Origin of the sequence: Sphingopyxis soli (genome assembly GCF_018682675.1) — a bacterium.
GTDB classification, from domain to species: domain Bacteria; phylum Pseudomonadota; class Alphaproteobacteria; order Sphingomonadales; family Sphingomonadaceae; genus Sphingopyxis; species Sphingopyxis soli.
On sequence record NZ_JAFMTR010000042.1, the window covers coordinates 138,115 to 157,142 of the forward strand.

General features: G+C 65.2%; 15 protein-coding genes, 1 tRNA gene and 1 pseudogene. 11 read left to right on the plus strand and 6 right to left on the minus strand.

The window, feature by feature from the left end:
• Nucleotides 1-7: 7 nt before the first annotated feature.
• Nucleotides 8-3,211: an autotransporter domain-containing protein gene (locus tag J1N50_RS06270; protein ID WP_215351230.1), complete on the minus strand. Its 3,204-nt coding sequence runs from the start codon at nt 3,209-3,211 to the stop codon at nt 8-10.
• Nucleotides 3,212-3,388: 177 nt separating this feature from the next.
• Here J1N50_RS06270 and J1N50_RS06275 point away from each other — a divergent pair.
• Nucleotides 3,389-4,099, plus strand: a pseudogene (locus J1N50_RS06275) (2OG-Fe(II) oxygenase); the annotation flags it as partial.
• Nucleotides 4,100-4,109: 10 nt separating this feature from the next.
• Here the strand turns inward: J1N50_RS06275 and J1N50_RS06280 are convergent.
• Nucleotides 4,110-4,199: transfer RNA gene (locus tag J1N50_RS06280), tRNA-Ser, on the minus strand.
• Between the two features lie 236 nt (nt 4,200-4,435).
• On the opposite strand from J1N50_RS06280, the gene J1N50_RS06285 reads away from it, so the two are divergent.
• Genes J1N50_RS06285 through mazG form a run of 10 tightly spaced genes read left to right on the plus strand, consistent with a single transcriptional unit; the run spans nt 4,436 to nt 13,389 of the window.
• Entirely contained in the window at nt 4,436-5,428 is a 993-nt protein-coding gene (locus tag J1N50_RS06285) for a lytic murein transglycosylase (protein WP_215351316.1), read from the plus strand.
• A complete protein-coding gene (locus tag J1N50_RS06290; protein ID WP_215351233.1) occupies nt 5,412-6,386 on the plus strand; it encodes a septal ring lytic transglycosylase RlpA family protein in 975 nt (324 codons plus the stop codon). Before J1N50_RS06285 ends, J1N50_RS06290 begins: the two co-directional genes overlap by 17 nt.
• Nucleotides 6,387-6,392: 6 nt before the next feature.
• A complete protein-coding gene (locus J1N50_RS06295; RefSeq protein WP_215351236.1) occupies nt 6,393-7,616 on the plus strand; it encodes a D-alanyl-D-alanine carboxypeptidase family protein in 1,224 nt (407 codons plus the stop codon).
• Nucleotides 7,610-8,239, plus strand: a complete 630-nt coding sequence (gene tmk / locus J1N50_RS06300; protein WP_215351320.1) for a dTMP kinase — start codon at nt 7,610-7,612, stop codon at nt 8,237-8,239. The genes J1N50_RS06295 and tmk overlap by 7 nt, the downstream gene beginning before the upstream one ends.
• Nucleotides 8,236-9,210: a DNA polymerase III subunit delta' gene (locus J1N50_RS06305; RefSeq protein ID WP_246553155.1), complete on the plus strand. Its 975-nt coding sequence runs from the start codon at nt 8,236-8,238 to the stop codon at nt 9,208-9,210. Before tmk ends, J1N50_RS06305 begins: the two co-directional genes overlap by 4 nt.
• A gap of 38 nt (nt 9,211-9,248) precedes the next feature.
• Nucleotides 9,249-10,817, plus strand: a complete 1,569-nt coding sequence (gene metG / locus J1N50_RS06310; protein ID WP_215351242.1) for a methionine--tRNA ligase — start codon at nt 9,249-9,251, stop codon at nt 10,815-10,817.
• Nucleotides 10,817-11,593: a TatD family hydrolase gene (locus tag J1N50_RS06315; protein WP_215351246.1), complete on the plus strand. Its 777-nt coding sequence runs from the start codon at nt 10,817-10,819 to the stop codon at nt 11,591-11,593. Before metG ends, J1N50_RS06315 begins: the two co-directional genes overlap by 1 nt.
• A gap of 13 nt (nt 11,594-11,606) precedes the next feature.
• Nucleotides 11,607-12,371 carry an MBL fold metallo-hydrolase gene (locus tag J1N50_RS06320; RefSeq protein WP_215351251.1) on the plus strand — a complete coding sequence of 255 codons (765 nt, stop codon included), beginning with the start codon at nt 11,607-11,609 and terminating at the stop codon, nt 12,369-12,371.
• Nucleotides 12,368-12,550: a hypothetical protein gene (locus J1N50_RS06325; RefSeq protein WP_215351254.1), complete on the plus strand. Its 183-nt coding sequence runs from the start codon at nt 12,368-12,370 to the stop codon at nt 12,548-12,550. The genes J1N50_RS06320 and J1N50_RS06325 overlap by 4 nt, the downstream gene beginning before the upstream one ends.
• Before the next feature lie 56 nt (nt 12,551-12,606).
• Nucleotides 12,607-13,389 carry a nucleoside triphosphate pyrophosphohydrolase gene (mazG, locus tag J1N50_RS06330; RefSeq protein WP_215351257.1) on the plus strand — a complete coding sequence of 261 codons (783 nt, stop codon included), beginning with the start codon at nt 12,607-12,609 and terminating at the stop codon, nt 13,387-13,389.
• 10 nt (nt 13,390-13,399) lie between these two features.
• Here the strand turns inward: mazG and hflX are convergent, their stop codons facing one another.
• From hflX to J1N50_RS06350, 4 genes are read right to left on the minus strand one after another with little or no spacing between them, the layout of a single operon-like run.
• On the minus strand, nt 13,400-14,731 hold the full coding sequence (gene hflX, locus J1N50_RS06335; RefSeq protein WP_215351259.1) for a GTPase HflX: 1,332 nt from the start codon (nt 14,729-14,731) through the stop codon (nt 13,400-13,402).
• 10 nt (nt 14,732-14,741) lie between these two features.
• Nucleotides 14,742-15,332, minus strand: a complete 591-nt coding sequence (hfq, locus tag J1N50_RS06340; protein ID WP_215351262.1) for an RNA chaperone Hfq — start codon at nt 15,330-15,332, stop codon at nt 14,742-14,744.
• 28 nt (nt 15,333-15,360) lie between these two features.
• Nucleotides 15,361-16,740: a nitrogen assimilation response regulator NtrX gene (ntrX, locus tag J1N50_RS06345; RefSeq protein WP_215351265.1), complete on the minus strand. Its 1,380-nt coding sequence runs from the start codon at nt 16,738-16,740 to the stop codon at nt 15,361-15,363.
• Complete coding sequence (locus J1N50_RS06350) at nt 16,730-19,021, minus strand: sensor histidine kinase (protein ID WP_246553157.1); 2,292 nt, start codon at nt 19,019-19,021, stop codon at nt 16,730-16,732. The genes ntrX and J1N50_RS06350 overlap by 11 nt, the downstream gene beginning before the upstream one ends.
• Nucleotides 19,022-19,028: the final 7 nt, after the last annotated feature.

Consider the following 19,028-nt stretch of genomic DNA (forward strand, 5'->3'; position numbering starts at 1 on the left):
GAGGGGGCTAGAGGCCGATCCGCAGGCTCGCACGGAACGCCCAGCCGATATGGCTTTGCTGTTCTTCCGCGGATACTTCACCGGCGACCTGGAAGGCCGAATTGCCGGCGATGCCGCGGAAGCGACCGACCCAGCCGCTCGTGCGATCTTCGGGAACCAGGGTAAAGGGCGTGCCGTCCTTGAACGACGCCGTCGTCGCGCCGAGGTTGCCGCTGACGATCTGGCGGCGACCACCTTCGAGTTCGAAGCGCGTCCAACCGTCATATTCGTCGGCCCCGCCGAACTCGAGACCCACCGCGACGCTGCCGGTAACCGCCAGCTCGTCGCTGTCGCGGCCGGCGACCGTCAGGTCGAGCGCGTCGCCGCCGCCGGTTTCGGTATAGCCGTCTTCCTTCAGCTTGTAATAGTCGACCGCGACGGTCGGGCGCAGGGTCAGGCCGCCGACGCGCGCGTCCTTGGCAATCGAGCCCGATGCCGAATAGAGCGTCGCATCCCATTTGCCGCGCATCGTCTTGTCGATGTCCTCGGCACCGGCTTCGGCGCGGAAGGAGCGCGTGCCCTTCATGCTGATCGGCGCGCCCGACACGCGGGCGTGCGCAAGCCATCCGTTCGACTGGAGCCGCCAGTGCAGCGCGCCCTCGAACTGGCTCGACTGCACTTCGCTGTCGTTGCTGCTGTTGCCGTCCTTGCCGTTCAGGAAGGCAATCGAGCCGCCGAAGTTGCCGATGTCGCTCTTGATCTCGGCGCCGAGCGAGATGCCCCAGCCGCTGACGTCGTAACCGGCGGTCTGGCCGACCCCCTTCGACGTGCCCCACACCGCCTGGTTGACCCAGTAACGCCATTTGCCCTCGTCCTGGAACGGTGCGTTGGGATCCTGAAGATAGCGGGCCAGCGCGCGCGAACCCGAGGTGACGGTTTCGAACACGCCGCCTTCGTGCTCGGGCAGCATCTGGCCGAGCTGGTTGCGGAACTGCGCGCCATCGGTGATGCCGAGGAACACATCCTCGATCTTCTGGTCTGCCGTCACCGCATCGATCACCGCATCGAACGCGCTCGCTTCCGACCGGTTCAGCCCGAGCTCGGTGACGCTCTTGCGCGAGACGTTGACGATCAACTGGTTCGCGTTCGAGCTCAGCACGCCCTTGTAGAGATAGGGAAGCAGCGTCGAGGTCGCGGTCAGGTTGCTCGCGCCGGTCAGCGTGCCGGCGGTCAGGACGACGTGATTGCCCTCGGCATTCTCGATACTCGTCAGCTTGAGCGCCAGTTTCGACTCCGCGCCGAAGCTCGCGGTCCCCGACACGTTGAGCGTTGTGCCGGTTGCGCCATTGTCGAGCAGCACCGCGACCGTGCCCTTGTTCGTCACCGCAAGCGACGAGATGTTCGTCGCACCGGTGACGTCGAACACGCCGCCGTCAACCGATACCGACAGTCCCTGCGCGTTGAGCAGCTTGCCCGAAAAGACCGACGTTCCGGCGATCGTCAGCGCGTCGGTCCCGCCGCCGAAGTCCGCCGTGCCGGTGAAGACCGAGCTGCCCGACAGCGCCAGCGTATCGTTGCCGCCGCCGAAGCGGGCGGTGCCGGCATAGGTCGCGTCGCCCGACAGGGCGAGGCGGTTGTTGCCCGCGCCGAAATAGCTGTTCCCCTTCACCGAGCCATCGGCGATGTCGAAGATGTCGTTGCCGCCGCCGAAGCGCACGTCGCCGACGATCGAAGGCGCCGCGATGCCCGCCGCCACGGCGGTCTGCTTGACGGTGGTTCCGGCGTTGTTCGCCGACAGGTCGATCGCGATGTTGCGGTCCGAGGTGGCAAGCGCGCCCGTGGCGCTGATCGTGCCGCTGTTCTCGATCGTCGTCACCGTACCCGACAGGTCGACAATGCCGCGCGCGGTGCCGTTGTCGCCGCCGGCCTTGGCGGTAATCGACCCACTGTTGCGGATGAGCGGGACGTTGCCGCCCGCCTCGACGACGATCGCGGTGGTGATTGCGGTTGCGGCGTTGCCGCCGGTTGCCTCGATCTTGCCAGCGTTGCGGATTTCGGGGGTCGAGGTCCCGGCGCCGACGCGGATCGCGGTCGCCGAAGCGCCGTTCGACAGCGCGCTGACCGTGCCGCCGATGCCGACGCCGCCCGCGATGGTTACGTTGCGGCCCATCCCGCCGAGCTGGATCGCGGTCGCGTCCTTACCCGCGTACAGCCCGTTACCGGCAACGCTGCCGTCGACGATCAGGCCGAGCCCGGTGCCCGTTCCGGGGACCACGCCGATCGCGATGTCCTGCGTCGCCGAGCCGATGCGCAGCGCCGGCGCCGATCCGAAGGAGCGGATCGAGCCCGATCCTTCCTTGTCGTCGTCGATGCCGTCCTTGTCTTCGTCCTTGTCGTCGGGCTTGGTGTCCTTCGGCGGCACGGCGATGACGATCCCGCCGGTGACATTGCCTTCGATCGACAGCGCCGGGCCGCCGATCAGCAGGTCGTCGGCGTCGAGCTTCGACGGGTCGGCGGGCGGGGTGGTGAAGCGATAGCCGGTTGCGGTCAGCGTGCCCTGGACGACCAGCGCGCCGGTGACATTGCCCGCCAGCCGCGCGGCAGTGGCATTCTGCCCGGTCGCAGTGATCGCGCCGGCAAGGCGAACATTGCCGGTGACATCCTGCAGACCGACGCCAAGCGCATTGTCGCCAAGCACCGAGATCGTGCCGTCATTGGTGAAATTGCCCGTCAGCGGACCGCCGAGGCGAATACCTGCCGAATTATTACCCTCGATCGTGATCGCGCCGGCATTGACGATGCTGCCGGTAAAGGCGCCGCCGGTCGCGATGCCGGTGCGGCCGTTGCCGATCGCGAACGGGCCGTCGAGGTCCCCGTCATTGTCGATGTCGGTTGGCGCATAGGGTTCGTCGATGATAATCTTGCCGGTCGAGCTGTTGGTGATCCCGCCCGCCGTGCCGGCATTGGCGAAGATGCCGGTCGCGCCATTGGCGTTGTTGATCTCGATCGTGCCGTCGTTGACGACCTTGTGGTTGCTGTCCACCGTCACCGCGGTGCCGTTCGTCGGCTTCACCGAGCCGGTCGAGCTGATCTTGATGTCGTCGGGCGCGCCCGACTTGATCGTCGAGGTGCGAACCGGTGCGGTGGTGGCAGTGGTGATGCTGGTTTCGGCAAACGCGGGAACCGAAACGATCGCGGCCAGACAGGTGGTGGCCAGCAAGGTGTTGCGCATGAATGTCCTCTTGTGGTCTGAGCCGGACGGGCGCCCGGAACTGCCCACAAGACGGAACCGTCGTTCGGCAGCCTTGGAAAAAAGTCAGGCCACCCTTTTTGACCGCAAGAAATGGAACGCCGGACAGTCGGACCGAAGCTAAGCGCGGTCCGCTCTCCGATCGCGAAGGACGACCGAATGATCTTGCCGGACCTCAAGACCCGCATTGCCGACCTCGACACGGCAGACATCGCGCGCCATCTGGACGACAAGGGCTGGGCCGTCGTTCCGCGCCTGCTCGACGACGCGCAGTGCCAGGCCTTGAAAGCGGACTATGGCAGCGACGGTCTGTACCGCAGCACCGTCCATATGCAGCGTCATGGCTTCGGGCGCGGCGAGTATCGCTATTTCCGCTACCCGCTCCCCGATCCGGTCGCGACGTTGCGCGGCGCCTTCTATCCGCTCCTCGCCGGAATCGCGAACGACTGGTGGGCGGCGATGGGCCGGACGACGCTCTTTCCCGCCGATCACGACAGCTTTCTCGCGCAATGCGCGCTCGGCGGCCAATCGCGGCCGACGCCGCTGATCCTGCGCTATGGCGCCGGCGACTATAATTGCCTGCATCAGGATCTGTACGGCGCGCTGCACTTCCCCTTCCAGGTCGCGATCCTCCTCTCGCGGCCGGACGAGGATTTCAGCGGCGGCGAGTTCGTGATGACCGAACAGCGCCCGCGAATGCAGTCGCGTCCGCACGTCGTGCCGCTTGGGCAGGGGGATGCCGTTATCTTTGCAGTCGACGAAGCGCCGCGCCAGGGCACGCGCGGCACCTACCGCGTCAAGCTGCGCCATGGCGTCAGCGAAATTCGCCACGGCGAACGCTTCACCCTCGGCGTGATCTTTCACGACGCGATGTGGGATATGGCGGACAGGGTGGGATTCGAACCCACGGTGAGCTTGCACCCACGGCGGTTTTCAAGACCGCTGCCTTAAACCACTCGGCCACCTGTCCGCACGGCGCCGACATAACGTCCGCAAGCTTTGCGGCAAGCAAAACATCGCCGCACGGCCCGCCGCGCATATGACTCGGCCCGTCCCGCGAGGAGGGTGTCCGGGGACAGCGGGGGGTGGCCAAGGCGCGTGCATCTGTGACACAGACACCCTATGGGGTGGGACATGACCGACGCTGGACGTTTCAGAATCAAGCATATTTTCCGTTTTGCAGGCGTCATCGCCTCCGCCTGGGCCATGGCAGCATCGGCGCCCGTCCATGCGCAGAGCGCCGATGCCGGTTTCGACGCCTATGTCCAATCGCTCTGGCCGAAGGCGCAGGCGCGCGGCGTTTCGCGGGCCACCTTCGACCGTGTAACGGCGGGGCTGCGCTATAATGCGCGTGTCGTCGCGCTCGACCGTGACAATCTCGGGGCGCCGCCGAGCCCCGACACGCCGATCCCCGCTTTCGCGCCCTACAAGGCGAAGCATGTCGATGCTGCGCGGATCAACGGCGGGCGCCGCGTCCACGACCGGCTGCTGCCGCTGCTGTCGCGGATCGAGCAGCGTACCGGCGTGCCGACGAGCATCATGATCGCCATCTATGGCCACGAAACGGCTTATGGCGCGGTTACGGGCAATTTCGACCTTCCCGAGGCGCTTGCGACGCTCGCATATGAGGGGCGTCGCCGAACCCTGTTCGAGCCCGAATTCCTCGCGACGCTGGAGATGGTCCAGAAGGGGGTGCCGCGCGACGTGCTCAAGGGGAGCTGGGCGGGCGCCTTCGGCTATCCGCAATTTCTGCCCTCGGTCTATCTTCAGGTCGCCGAGGACGGCGATGGAGACGGCGTCGCGCGCATATGGTCGAGCGAAGCCGATGCGATCGAATCGATCGGCGCCTATCTGCGCCGCGCGGGGTGGCGCGCCGGCCAGCCGTGGGGCGTCGCGGTTCGCGTGCCCGACGGCTATAATCGCGCTGCAATGGCCAGCCGGCTCCAGCCGACGCGCTGTTCGCGCGTGTTCGCGCGCTACAGCCGCTGGCGTTCGATGGCCGAATGGCGCGCCGACGGTTTCCAGTCGCTCGACGGGCGCTGGCCCGACGGGCAGGTGCAGGCCACCCTGCTGGAACCCGATGGTCCGGGAAAAACCGCCTATTTGCTGACTGGCAACTATCGTGCGATATTGGACTATAATTGTTCCAACTTTTACGCGCTTTCGGTGGGGTTGCTGGCAGATGAAATCGATCGGTAGGGGCGGGGTGCTGATGGCCGGGGCGGCGTTGCTGCTCGGCGGCTGCGGCAGTTTCGATGGCAAGCGCGATCGCGGGCCCGCTGCCGGGCCGACTCCGGTCCCTGCGGCCGAGCTTGTTGCCGATACGCCGGTCAAGATCGGCGATCCCTATACGATCGCTGGCACGACTTACACGCCCGCGGACATTCCCGACTATGACGACGTGGGCTATGCCAGCTGGTATGGCGAGGAACTCGGCGGCCGTCCGACAGCCAATGGCGAGACCTTCAACCCCGACGCGATCAGCGCCGCGCACAAGACGCTGCCGCTGCCAAGCTATGTCGAGGTGACCGCGCTCGATACCGGACGCACCATCCTGGTCCGGGTCAACGACCGCGGGCCGATGGCGAACGACCGGCTGATCGATCTGTCGCGCGGTGCCGCGGCGCAGCTTGGCATCACCGACGGCGTCGCCGCAGTGCGCGTCCGCCGCACCAACCCGCCGCAGGCCGAACGCGCGCAACTGCGCGCCGGACGCGCGGTTCCCGAACGCATCGCAACCCCCGACTCGTTGCTCGCAATCCTTCGCAACAAATTGAAAGCGCTTCCTGTTCCGGGTGGGCAGCCAGCGGCGCCGGTCGCATCGGGAACGCAAAAGCCCGGCGATGACAGGCTCGAAGTGAAGACGCCCGCCGCGCCGGTAAAGCCCGCACCGGTCGCCAAGCCGGCGCCCATGAAACCCGCGTCGCCAGCAAAGCCCGCCCCCGCAGTTGGAAGCTATTTTGTGCAGGTCGGCGCGTTCAGCAACCAGGACCGCGCCAGCGCGGCGGCGAAGTCCGTCGGCGGCTCGGTCGTGAAGGCCGGCAATCTCTGGCGTGTCCGCGCCGGCCCCTTCGCCAGCGACGCCGAGGCGCGCGCGGCGCTCGGAAGGGTCAAGGGGAAGGGATTCCGCGACGCGGTCGTGGTTCGCGATCGCTGACGCACTATGAAACGAGCGTCGTCGATCCTGAAAGCTGGCACGGTAGCCCTTGCGATGCTTGCGCTTTCGGCATCGCTGCCGATCGCCGCCGCGGACGCGGCGCCCGGCACGAAGGCTCCGGTCGGCCGCCCGATCTATGTCACCCAAGCGCCGATCATAGTGCTGAAGGACATGGATTCGGGCGCAATCCTCTTTTCGCGCGGCGCCGACAAGCGTTTCGCTCCAGCCTCGATGGCGAAGGTGATGACCGCTTATGTCGTGCTGGACCTGATCAAGAAGGGCGAATTATCCGCCGACAAGCCGTTCACGGTCGGCGAGGCGACATGGAAAAAGTGGAATGGCCGCAACGGCGGATCGACGATGTTCCTGCGCCCGGGCGAAAGAGTGACGGTCGACGAGTTGCTCAAGGGCCTGATCACCGTTTCGGGCAATGACGCCGCCGCTGTTCTGGCAGTCGGGATCGACGGAAGTGAGGAAGCTTTTGTCAAACGAATGAATGAGATGGCTGCCAAAATTGGCATGGAATCAAGCCGGTTTGGAACGCCCAATGGCTGGCCCGATGGCGGCGTGACCAGGGTCAGCGCCGACGATCTCGTCACGCTGGCCGACCGCCTGATCCGCGATCATCCCGACGGGTACGCCCGATATTTTTCGATTCCGAGGCTGCAGCACGGCATATCCCCCGACGGCAAGCCGATCGTCCAGCCGAATCGCAACCCGATTCTCGGTCGTTTCGCGGGCGCCGATGGATTGAAGACGGGTCACACCGCCGAGGCGGGTTATTGCTTCCTGGGCTCGGCGAAGCGCGGCGGGCGCCGTTTGATCATGGTGATCGCCGGTATGGAGAGCGAAAAGGCGCGACGCGACGAGGCCGAGCGGCTGATGACCTGGGGCTTCGAGCAGTGGGAGGGGCGCAAGATCGTCTCTGCCGGGGCCAAGGTGGGCCATGTCGAGGTCGGCAAGGGGCGCGCTCCCATGGTCGCAGCGGAACCTGGCATGGCAGTCCGGATGACGGTTCCCAAAGGCTATGCAGGCGGCTACCGGGCCGTCATGCGCAGCCGTGCCCCGCTGATCGCGCCCGTGGCCCGCGGGACGCCCGTCGCCGATCTGATCGTGACGCCCGACGGCTTGCCGCCGCAAACCACGCCGCTGATTGCAGCAGCCGACGTTGCGCGTGGCGGGTGGCTCGCCCGGTTGCGGACAGGTTTCTACCGGTTGACCGGCTGGTGAGCGGGCGCTTCATCACGCTCGAGGGCGGGGAAGGAGTCGGCAAGTCTACCCAGATCCGCGCTCTCGCTGCCGCGCTGGCGGGGCACGGATTTGAGGTCGTCGCGACGCGCGAGCCAGGTGGTAGCGCGGGCGCCGAGGCGGTCCGCACGCTGCTGATGGAAGGGAATGACGACCGTTGGGATGCGAGGAGCGAAGCCTTGCTCTTTGCCGCCGCGCGCGCCGACCATGTTGCCCGCACGATCCGTCCGGCGCTCGATCGCGGCGCGTGGGTCTTGTGCGACCGTTTCATCGATTCGTCGCGCGCCTATCAGGGCGGCGGCGGCGGCATCACCGACGCCGACATTTTGGCGCTCCACGCATTTGGCTCGCTCGGGCTGATGCCCGACCGCACCTTCCTTCTCACGGTCGGCGCCGACGAAGCCGCACGGCGGCTTGCGGTACGCGACGCCGCCGGTGCCGATCGCATGGGCAGCAAACCCGCCGACTATCAGATGCGCCTCAACGCGCGCTTCCTCGAAATGGCGGCCGCCGAACCCGCGCGCTGGCGGGTCGTCATCGCCGATGCGCCCGCCGACGCGGTGACCGCCGCGATCCTCGCCGAACTCACCGAATGGCTGCCATGATCGGCCAAGCGGATGCGGAAGCCGCCTTTCTGGAGGCGTGGCAGGCCGACCGGCTGCATCACGCCTGGCTGCTCGCGGGGCCGCAGGGCATGGGGAAGGGCAGCTTCGCCATGCGGGTCGCCCGTTTCCTTGTCACCCATGGACGCAGCGGCGACGCGACGACGCTGGACGACCCCGGCGACAGCGCGGCGAGCCGGTTGGCCGATGCGGGCAACCATCCCGAGATCATCCATCTGACGCGCCAACCCAAAGACAAGGGCAAGGAGCTCGCGCGCAATATCACGATCGACCAGGTGCGCGGAATGATCCGGCGCCTGCACCTCTCGCTCTCGCTCGGCGAATGGCGTGTGGTCATCATCGACGCGGTCGACGATCTCGAAACCGACGGCGCGAACGCGTTGCTCAAAACGCTTGAGGAGCCGCCCGCGCGAACCTTGTTCCTGCTCGTCAGCCATTCGCCCGGACGCTTGCTGCCAACCATAAGGTCACGGTGCAGAATTCTGCGTTTTCAACCGGTTGGGCGTGACGTCATGACATCGTGGCTGCACGATCTGCGCGCGATGCTCGATATGGCCGAGGTGCGCGCGATCGTCACGGCGTCCGGCGGTGTTCCGGGCAAGGCGCTGGCGCTGATCGACAGCGACGTCGCGGCGCTGGAGAAGAAATTGCTCGCGATCGCGACCACCGGCGACCCCGGCAACCGCCTCCGCGACGCGCTGGCGCGGGAAATCGGCGGGTCGAGCAACCGCGAGCGGCTCGAACTGGTGATCGACATCGTCCCCGGCCTGCTCGCGCGGATCGCCCGCGAGCGCCCCGTTGCCGAGATCGCACCGGTCCTCGCGCAGTGGGACAGGATCCAGCGCACGGTGCGCGACGCGATCCGCGGCTCATACGACGGCGCCATGGTCGGCTTCGAAATCGGCAACTGTCTCGCTGAACTCGCGCCCCGCGAAGCCCAGCCCGCGCGCTGACGCTTCCCCTCGCGCGCGCCACCCGCTAAGGCGCGCGCATGTCCGATCCTTTCTACATCACCACCGCCATCAGCTACCCCAACGGCCGCCCGCACATCGGCCACGCCTATGAGGCCATTGCGACCGACGTGATGGCGCGCTTTCAGCGGATGCGCGGGCGCGACGTGCGGCTGACGACGGGCACCGACGAGCACGGCCTGAAAATGTACCAGACGGCGCGCGACCAAGGGCGCCCCACGATCGAACTCGCCGATGAAATGTCGGGATATTTCCGTGAGATGTACAGAAAACTGAATATCAGTTTCGATCATTTCATGCGCACATCGGACCCCGCGCACCATGCGGCATCGCAGGCGCTATGGCGCGCGATGGAAGCGAATGGCGATCTTTATCTCGACCGCTACGAGGGCTGGTATTCGGTCCGCGACGAGGCCTTCTACGACGAAAGCGAGCTCGTGCAGGGGGAAGGGGAGAGCAAGCTCTCGCCGCAGGGCACACCGGTGGAATGGACCGTCGAGGAAAGCTGGTTCTTCCGACTGTCCGCCTATCAGGACAAACTGCTCGCGCTCTATAATGAAAACCCCGACTTCATCCGCCCCGAAAGCCGCCGCAACGAGGTGCTGCGCTTCGTCGAGGGCGGGCTCAAGGATCTCAGCGTCTCGCGCACCAGCTTCGACTGGGGCGTGCCGGTGCCGGGCTCGCCGGGGCATGTCATGTATGTCTGGGTCGACGCTCTCACCACCTATATGTCGGCGCTCGGCTATCCCGACCCCGACGGCGAGTGGGGCAAATTCTGGCCCGCGAATATCCATATGATCGGCAAGGATATCGTGCGTTTTCATACGGTTTACTGGCCGGCCTTCCTGATGAGCGCCAATCTGCCGCTGCCCAAGCAGGTCTTCGGTCACGGCTTCCTGCTCAACCGCGGCGAAAAGATGTCGAAGTCGCTCGGCAATGTCGTCGACCCGATGGAGCTTGCCGAACGGTTCGGGGTCGACGCGCTGCGCTATTATCTGCTTCGCGAAGTCAGCTTCGGTCAGGACGGCAGCTATTCGGCCGAGGCGATCGTGCGGACAGCGAACGCCGACCTGGCGAACAGCTTCGGCAATCTCGCGCAGCGCAGCTTGTCGATGATTTTCAAGAATTTGGATGGCATCGTGTCCGTGGACTATGCGGTGGCAAAGGACGACACCGATCTACTGACCGATCTGCAGGTGATGGCCGAGGAACGCCTGCCGCGTGAATTCGAACAACTCGCTTTTTCGGTCGGGATCGAGGACTGGATCCGCGCCGTTTTCGCCTGCAATCAATATGTCGACACACAGGCGCCGTGGGCCTTACGCAAAACCGACCCCGAGCGGATGCGCGCGGTGCTGATGACGCTGTTCCAGGCTGTCCGCACGCTCGCGATCGCGATCCGTCCGGTCGTCCCCGACGCCGCCGACAAATTGCTCGACCAGATGGGCATTGCCGCCGACGCGCGCGATTTCGCGGCGCTTGCGGACAAGGATTGGTTCGTCAAGCTCGCCGCCGGCGGTTTCACCGTTGGCCAGCCCGTTCCCATCTTCCCGCGGCTCGAACTGCCGGAAGGAGAGGGGGAGGGCTGATGCTCGTCGATTCGCACTGCCACCTCAATTACAAGGGGCTCGCCGAGCAACAGGGCGAGGTGCTGGCGCGCGCGCGGGAGAGGGGAGTCACCGCGATGCTCAACATCGCGACGCGCGAGAGCGAATGGGACGATGTGCTCGCCGCCGCCGAGGCGAACGACGACGTCTGGGCGAGCGTCGGGATCCATCCGCACGATGCCGATCATCATCCCGACGTCGATACCGCAAAGCTGGTCGCTCGCGCGGCGCATCCGCGCGTGATCGGGATCGGCGAGACCGGGCTCGACTATTATTACGACAAGAGCGACCGCATGCGGCAGCAGGACAGCTTCCGCCGTCACATCCATGCATCGCAGGAAACCGGCCTGCCGGTGATCGTCCACACGCGCGATGCCGAAGACGACACGCTCGCGTTGCTCGGCGAGGAGATGGGCAGGGCGACTTTCCCAGGCGTCATCCACTGTTTCACGGCCAGCGACAATTTCGCACGAAAGGCGCTCGACCTCGGGCTCTTTATCTCGATATCAGGCATCGTGACGTTCAAGAACGCCGCCGACCTCCAGGCAACCGCAAAATGGCTGCCGCAGGACCGGCTGCTGATCGAAACCGATTCCCCCTTCCTGGCCCCCGTCCCGCATCGCGGCAAGACTGGCGAGCCGGCTTTTGTCGCCGATACGCTGGCTTTTCTCGCCGCACTGCGCGGCGAGGATCGCGATGCCTTGGCCGCCGCGACCAGCGACAATTTCTACGCGCTTTTCAACAAGGCCCTGCCATGATCTCACGGCACTCATGAAGTTGAGAATTCTTGGCTGCGGGACGTCCTCAGGCGTGCCGCGGATCGGCAACGACTGGGGCGCGTGCGATCCCGACAATCCGCGCAACCTGCGCAGTCGCGCTTCGATCATGGTGTCGCTGGGCGGCTTTCGTATTCTCGTCGATACAAGTCCCGACATGCGGCTCCAGCTGCTCGACGCGGGTGTCGGCGAGATCGACGCGGTGATCTGGACGCACGAACATGCCGACCATACGCACGGGCTCGACGACCTGCGCCAGGTGATGCATCTGCGGCGTTCGCCGGTGCCGGTCTATGCCCGCGACCATGTGCTCGACATTCTGAAGTGGCGTTTCACCTACGCCTTCGCCGGAAATGCCGGCTATCCGGCGTCGGTCGATCCGATCGACCTTCACGACCATCAATCGATCGGCCCGATTGAAGTCTCGGCGCTGGAAATGCCGCACGGTCCGATCAAAGCGACCGGGCTCATCTTCAGCGACGGTGCGCACAAAATAGGCTACGCTACTGATTTCTCTAAATTTACGGACGAGATGGTCAATTTCTTTCAGGGGGTCGACCTGTTCGTCATCGACGCGCTCCGCCGTTATCCGCACCCGACGCATCCGCATTTGGCGATGAGCCTCGAGGGACTTGCCAAGGTCGGCAATCCGCGCGCTATCATCACCCATATGGACAACACGATGGATTACGACGACCTTGCGGCCGAACTGCCGCCGGGGGTCGAGCCCGGCTACGACGGGCTGGAGGTTCAATTATGAGCGGCGACACGACGGTTGAGCTGATCTGGTTCGCCGGCGCGCTGACGCTGGTGATCAGCGCGCTCGTCGCGCGCCGGATCAAGCTGGCCGATGGCATCAAGATGGCGCTCGCGTGGGGGGCGATCTTTGCGCTGGTATTCCTGGCGATCTGGACCTTTCAAGTGGCGCGAGGAGGCTAAGTTCCTCTACTCCCCCGAAACTATATTTAACATAATATATATTATCGGATAAACAGATGAGCGAAACCGCGACCCCCGCAGTCCAGTCCCCCATCGATCGCCTCCTTGCCGTGATGGCAAAACTGCGTGACCCCAATGGTGGATGCGAATGGGATCTCGCGCAGAACTTCTCGACGATCGCGCCCTATACGATCGAGGAAGCCTATGAGGTCGCCGACGCGATCGCCGGCGGCGACCCTGCCGCGATCTGCGACGAGCTTGGCGACTTATTGCTCCAGGTCGTATTCCACAGCCAGATCGCGACCGATGAAGGTCTGTTCGGCTTCGACGATGTCGCAACCGCGATCAGCGACAAGATGGAACGCCGGCACCCGCATATCTTCGGCGATGTGCGGACGGACGATGTGCGCGTCCAATGGGAAACGATCAAGGCAGCCGAGCGCGCATCGGACGGCCCCAAGAGTGCGCTCGACGGCGTCGCGCTTTCGCTGCCCGCGTTGCTCCGCGCGCAAAAGCTGCAGGGGCGCGCCGCGCGGGTCGGTTTCGACTGGCCGGATGCCGAAGGTCCGCGTGAAAAGATCGCCGAAGAGCTCGCTGAAGTCGTGACGGCACCCGACGAAAGCGCGCGGGCCGAAGAGATCGGCGACCTGCTGTTCGCGGTCGTAAACTATGCGCGCCATCTTGGTGTCGATGCCGAAAGCGCGCTGCGCGCCGCCAACGACAAGTTTGCACGCCGCTTCCAGGCTGTCGAGGACCGTGCCGGACCCGATATTGCGAAACTGCCGCTCGATACGCTCGAAATGCATTGGCAGGCGGTCAAGGCGGCGGAGCGCTCCTAGGGTCCGGACCCTAGGCGACGCTCGGCGGCCACAGCCGCTCGAACCGCGCGCGATCGGCCGGGTCGAGGCGCACCGTGAGCATATGCCCCTCGCCCTCGGGCAGGTCGGACAGGACTTCTCCGCGCGCGTGGAGCCACGCCATCGCTTCGCCCTGATCGAAACGGAGGAAGATGCGCTCCACCTTGTGCTGCGCAGTCAATTGCGACGCCATGAGCGCGCGCGCCGACTCGACGCCCTCGCCGCTCACAGCCGAGATGATCGCGACGTCGGGACGCCGCGCCGCCATCTCCTCGATCTGCGCGCGGCGGTCGGCGTCGGCGGTGTCGATCTTGTTCCAGATTTCGATCTGCGGAACCGCATCGGGAGCGTATTCCCCCTCCCCGTCGCGCGGTCCATTGACGCCGAGTGAATCGAGGATCGCCCGCACATCGTCATATTGCGCGTCGCTGTCGGGATGGACGATGTCGCGGACATGAACGATCAGGTCGGCGGTGGTGACCTCCTCCAGCGTGGCTCGGAACGCGGCGACGAGTTCGGTCGGCAGATCGGACACGAAGCCCACGGTATCCGACAGGATCGCCTTGTCGATGCCGGGTAGCCGGATTTCGCGCATCGTCGGATCGAGCGTTGCGAAAAGCATGTCTTCCGCCATGACGTCACTTCCCGTCAGACGATTGAAAAAAGTGGATTTTCCAGCATTGGTATAGCCGACCAGTGCGATTACCGGCCAAGGCGCGCGTTGCCGCTTGGCGCGTTGCAATTGCCGCGTCCGGCGCGCATCCTCCAGGCTTCGGCGGATGCGCGCCATGCGGTTGCGGATCATCCGGCGGTCGGCCTCGATCTGCGTCTCGCCCGGCCCGCCGAGGAAGCCGAAGCCGCCGCGCTGGCGCTCGAGGTGGGTCCAACTGCGCACGAGTCGCCCCGCCTGATAGTCGAGATGCGCGAGTTCGACCTGCAACCGGCCTTCGGCCGTTGCGGCGCGTTCGCCGAAGATTTCGAGGATCAAACCGGTGCGGTCGATGACCTTGGTCCCGAACTCGGTTTCGAGGTTGCGCTGCTGGATCGCGGTCAGCGCCGCATCGACGATGACGAGCTGCACCCCTTCCATCGCGATGTCGGGCTTGATCGCCTCGATCTGACCGACGCCGAGCAGCGTTGCAGCGCGCGTCTGGCGCAGCCGCAGCGGGTGCACCGCGACGACGTTGAGTCCGATCGCGACCGCCAGCCCTTTCGCTTCCTCGACGCGCGCGTCGAGGTCCCGCGACAGGCGCTGCGCGTGCCATTCGGGCACGACAAGCAGCGCGGCGGCGCCGCGCGTCACTTCGTCTTCGCTGTCGGTCATCGTCCCAAGGTCAGGCGCCGGCGTCGCCGTCCTCGTCGCCATTGTCGGTCAGGTTGATCGGGCCGTTCGGCTGCACGGTCGAGATCGCGTGCTTATACACAAGCTGCACCTGCCGCTCGCGTTCCAGCAACATGCAGAACAGGTCGAACGCCACGATATCGCCCTGCAGCATCACGCCGTTGACGAGGAACATCGTTACCGACTCGTCGGAGCGGCGCACCGCGTTCAGGAACACGTCCTGCAACGCCTTTCCCTTGCTGGCGGGCGCCTCGCGAAGGTCGGCGCCGAGCGCGCCGACGTCGAAGTCGTGCGACGGCATCACCGTCGAGATCGCATGTTTGTAAACGAGCTGCGACTGCCCATCGCGGCGCAGCAGCAGCGAGAAATTGTCGAACCAGGTGATGATGCCCTGCAGCTTCACGCCCTTGACGAGGAACATCGTGACGGGGGTCTTACTGCGGCGCAGGGCGTTGAGGAAAAGATCTTGGAGATTCTGATTTTTATCGGACACATTTGCCTCCTGTTCTTGGCGGTAGGACCGCGGGTGCGGCGCCGGTTCTCCGGCATTCTGGCCTTCATCGCAGGCGGCAATATGCGGCAAAGCTCGCCGCAGGTCTAGCGCAAAGCCGTCACCCCTCGCCTTCGGGATTATCGGTCAATCCCAACAGCTTCAATTTGCGGTGCAGCGCCGAACGTTCCATGCCGATGAAGGTCGCGGTGCGCGAAATATTGCCCGAAAAACGGTTGATCTGGATGCGCAGATACTCGCGCTCGAAATTCTCGCGCGCTTCCTTGAGCGGAATGGCGGTGATCGATTCACTGCCGGGCAAAATGTCGGTGCCGCCGCGCACGAGTTCGGCAGGCAGCATGTCGGCATCGATCCGGCCCAGCCGGTCGCTCGGCGCGAGGATCATCACGCGCTCGATAACGTTGCGCAGTTCGCGGACGTTGCCCGGCCAATCGTGGGCCTGCAGGGCAGCCATTGCTTCGGCGCTGATTTCGGGCGGCGGCGCGCGGCGGTCGGCGGCATAGCGCCGGACGAAATGGTCGCAGAGACTGGCGATATCGTCACGCCGTTCGCGCAGCGGCGGGATATGCACCGGCACGACGTTGAGCCGGTAATAGAGATCCTCGCGAAACCGGCTCTCCGCGATCTCGGTCTTGAGGTCGCGCGCCGAGCCCGAGATGATGCGGACGTCGACGCGGATCATCGTCCGTCCGCCGACGCGGGTGAAGCTCTGGTCGGTCAGGACACGCAGAACCTTGCCCTGCGTCGTCAGCGGCATGTCCGCGACCTCGTCGAGGAACAGCGTTCCACCATGCGCCTGTTCGAGCAGGCCGACGCGGATCGAACCGTCCTCGGCCTCGGATCCGAACAGCTCGGTCTCGACCGTCTCGGGATCCATCCGGGCGGAGGAAATGACACGGAACGGCGCATTCTGCCGCCCGCTCCAGCCATGAAGGACGCGCGCGGCAACCTCTTTCCCCACCCCCGGGGCACCCGTGATGAGCACGCGGCTGCCGGTGCCGGCAACGCGCTTCAATGTCGCGCGGACATTGTTGATCGCGGCGCTCGTCCCGGTCAGTTCGTCGGCGGGGCCGGCCTTTTCGCGAAGCTGCTCATATTCGAACTTCAACCGTTCGCTCTCGGTCGCGCGCGCGACGAGATGCAGCAACCGCTCGGCCTCGAACGGCTTTTCGATGAAGTCGAACGCGCCGCGGCGGATCGCTGCGACCGCGGTGTCGAGCCCGCCGTGCCCCGATATGACGATGATCGGCAACGTCGGATCGAACGCCTTGATCGCCTCGACCAGCCCCAGCCCGTCGAGACGCGATCCTTGCAGCCATACGTCGATCAGCGCCAGCGAAGGCCTGCGCTGACGGATCGCCTCCAGCGCGGCGTCGCTGTCGGACGCGGTGCGCGCCTCATAGCCCTCGTCCTCCATGACGCCGGCCACCAGTTCGCAAATGTCACGCTCGTCGTCGACGATCAGTATATCAAGCGCCATATTCTTCTTTGCCTTGCCGGTTCCGGATCCGCCCCGGAACCGATTCAATCTGCCCTGTCACCAAGTCGCCGCCCTTCCCCGCGAGCGGTCGCAGGCGGTCGGGGTGCAGCGTCAGCGTGACGCACGTCCCCTGCCCCGCCGGATTGTCGCAGAAGTCGAGCTCTCCATAATGCTGCTCGACGATCTTCTTCACGATCGCGAGCCCGAGTCCGGTGCCGCCCTGCCGCGTCGTCATATAGGGTTCGGCGATCGCGTCGCGGGCCTCCGGCAATCCGATCCCGTCGTCGGAAATGCGGATGACAATGGCATCGTCGCGGCCGATATCCAGCTCGGCGCGAATATGGCCGATTGGAGGAGATTCTGAATCTTTCGAATTTTCTTCAATCGCTTCCACGGCATTTTTGACAATATTGGTTAGCGCCTGCGACAACAGCCGACGATCGCACACCAGCGGTTCGATCTCGTTCGGGGTCTTCACGCTGAACTGGATATCGGGTTTCGCAACCTCGAACAGGAACACCGCCTGGCGCAGGATATCGCGCACATCCTCGACGCCGAAGGTCGGTTTGGGCATTCGCGCGAAGCTTGAGAATTCGTCGACCATGCGGCGCATGTCGTGAACCTGACGGATGATCGTGTCGGTGAGGCGGCGGAAGGTCGCCTCGTCGCCTTCGACTTTCATCCCGAACCGCCGCTGGAGCCGCTCGGCCGCGAGCTGGATCGGGGTCAGCGGATTCTTGATCTCGTGCGCGATCCGGCGCGCGACGTCGGACCAGGCCGCGCGGCGCTGGTCGAGCAATTGCTGCGTGATATCCTCGAAACTCAGCACATAGCCGTCGCCCTGCGCCACCGCCTTTGCCGCAAGCGTCGCCGGCTCCGCGTCGCGCCGCGCCAGTTGCACGATCGCCTCATGCTCGTCGCTGGTCAGCAGCCGCGCAAGTTCCGGCGCGACATCGGCGAGCGGCTGACCGGTCAGTTCCTGCGCGCTTTGCCCGATGAGATGTTCGGCAGCGGCATTGGCAAGCAGAATGCGGTGTTCGGCATCGACCGAGACGACTGCCGACGAGACGCCCGACAGCACCGCCTCGATGAAGCTGCGGCGGGTTTCGAGCTGCTCGTTGACGCTGACGAGCGCCCCCGTTTGCCCCTCAAGCTGTTCGGTCATCCGGTTGAACGCGCGGGTGAGCACGGCGATTTCGTCATCGCGCTCCGGCGGCGTCACGCGTACCGACAGATCGCCGCCCGCCGCGATCCGCGTCGCCCCGATCAACGTACCTAGCGGGCGCACGATGCGGTCGGCGACGACGATCGCGGCGATCACCGCGAGCGCGAGAAGCAGCAGCGATCCGAGATACAGGGCGCCGTTGAACTGAAGCTGCAATTGCTGCGATCGTTCGAACAGATCATTGTAATCCGCCAGCACGGCTCCGGCGCGCGCGGATTGTTGGAATCCGGGCACATTGGCATCGCGCGAAGCATAGACATAGGCGCTTTCGGTTCCGGGTAAGCGCGCAGCGGCTTCAATGCGGTCAGGCTGGCGGACGACGACCACGTCTTCGCCTGCGTTAAGCCTGCTCACCATGGTCGGCGTCAAACGGCTTTCCGCCGCGCGCTTATCGGGATCAATCGCCGCTGCGGTTCGCGCAACGCCATCCTTGCCGATCTCGATGATCGCCGATTCATTGAGGCTTCGAACGACAACCTGTTGCAGATAATAATTATAGAAGCCGGGGCTATCGACCGTGAACTGCGTCAGCTGTTTGCCGAGGTCGGTCGCCATCGCATAAGTGTTCGCACTCACCTGGCGCTGATTTTCTTGATAATAGCCCTCCGCAAGATTCGCTGCGTTCTCGAACATACCCCGCGATCGATCGGAGAACCAGAAGTCGACGCCATATTGAAAGAGCAGCGACGCGAAGATCACCACGAGCAGCGTCGGAGCAGCCGCAATCAGCGAGAAGAGCGCGACGAGCCGGACGTGCAGACGCCCGTTGCCGCCCGCCATCGATCGCTCGGCGCGCGCGCGCGCGACGCGGCTGCCGACGAGGACGATCAGCGCCATCGCCGGCACGAGATTGACGACCATGATCGCGGCGACGAGCCCCGGCGTCAGCAGCCGCTCGCTCTGCGCGTCGCCGGTAACGAAGATATAAGTGGCGAGCGCGACGCTGACGATCACCGCCAGCGTGTAATATTCGGGCGCCGCAAAATGCCAACCGCGCGAACCGGCGTCTGCGGCGGATGACTCGCTCGCTTGAAGGGGGGAGGCGGCAGGCTCCATTGTTGCC

Excerpts from the sequence above, each read along its gene's own strand:
- J1N50_RS06325 (WP_215351254.1), top strand. The coding sequence starts at position 12,368 with ATGAGCGGCGACACGACGGTTGAGCTGATCTGGTTCGCCGGCGCGCTG.
- J1N50_RS06315 (WP_215351246.1), top strand. The coding sequence starts at position 10,817 with ATGCTCGTCGATTCGCACTGCCACCTCAATTACAAGGGGCTCGCCGAG.
- J1N50_RS06305 (WP_246553155.1), top strand. The coding sequence starts at position 8,236 with ATGATCGGCCAAGCGGATGCGGAAGCCGCCTTTCTGGAGGCGTGGCAG.
- J1N50_RS06270 (WP_215351230.1), bottom strand. The coding sequence starts at position 3,211 with ATGCGCAACACCTTGCTGGCCACCACCTGTCTGGCCGCGATCGTTTCG.
- J1N50_RS06290 (WP_215351233.1), top strand. The coding sequence starts at position 5,412 with ATGAAATCGATCGGTAGGGGCGGGGTGCTGATGGCCGGGGCGGCGTTG.
- mazG (WP_215351257.1), top strand. The coding sequence starts at position 12,607 with ATGAGCGAAACCGCGACCCCCGCAGTCCAGTCCCCCATCGATCGCCTC.
- J1N50_RS06320 (WP_215351251.1), top strand. The coding sequence starts at position 11,607 with ATGAAGTTGAGAATTCTTGGCTGCGGGACGTCCTCAGGCGTGCCGCGG.
- J1N50_RS06350 (WP_246553157.1), bottom strand. The coding sequence starts at position 19,021 with ATGGAGCCTGCCGCCTCCCCCCTTCAAGCGAGCGAGTCATCCGCCGCA.
- J1N50_RS06295 (WP_215351236.1), top strand. The coding sequence starts at position 6,393 with ATGAAACGAGCGTCGTCGATCCTGAAAGCTGGCACGGTAGCCCTTGCG.
- hflX (WP_215351259.1), bottom strand. The coding sequence starts at position 14,731 with ATGACCGACAGCGAAGACGAAGTGACGCGCGGCGCCGCCGCGCTGCTT.
- J1N50_RS06285 (WP_215351316.1), top strand. The coding sequence starts at position 4,436 with ATGGCAGCATCGGCGCCCGTCCATGCGCAGAGCGCCGATGCCGGTTTC.
- ntrX (WP_215351265.1), bottom strand. The coding sequence starts at position 16,740 with ATGGCGCTTGATATACTGATCGTCGACGACGAGCGTGACATTTGCGAA.
- metG (WP_215351242.1), top strand. The coding sequence starts at position 9,249 with ATGTCCGATCCTTTCTACATCACCACCGCCATCAGCTACCCCAACGGC.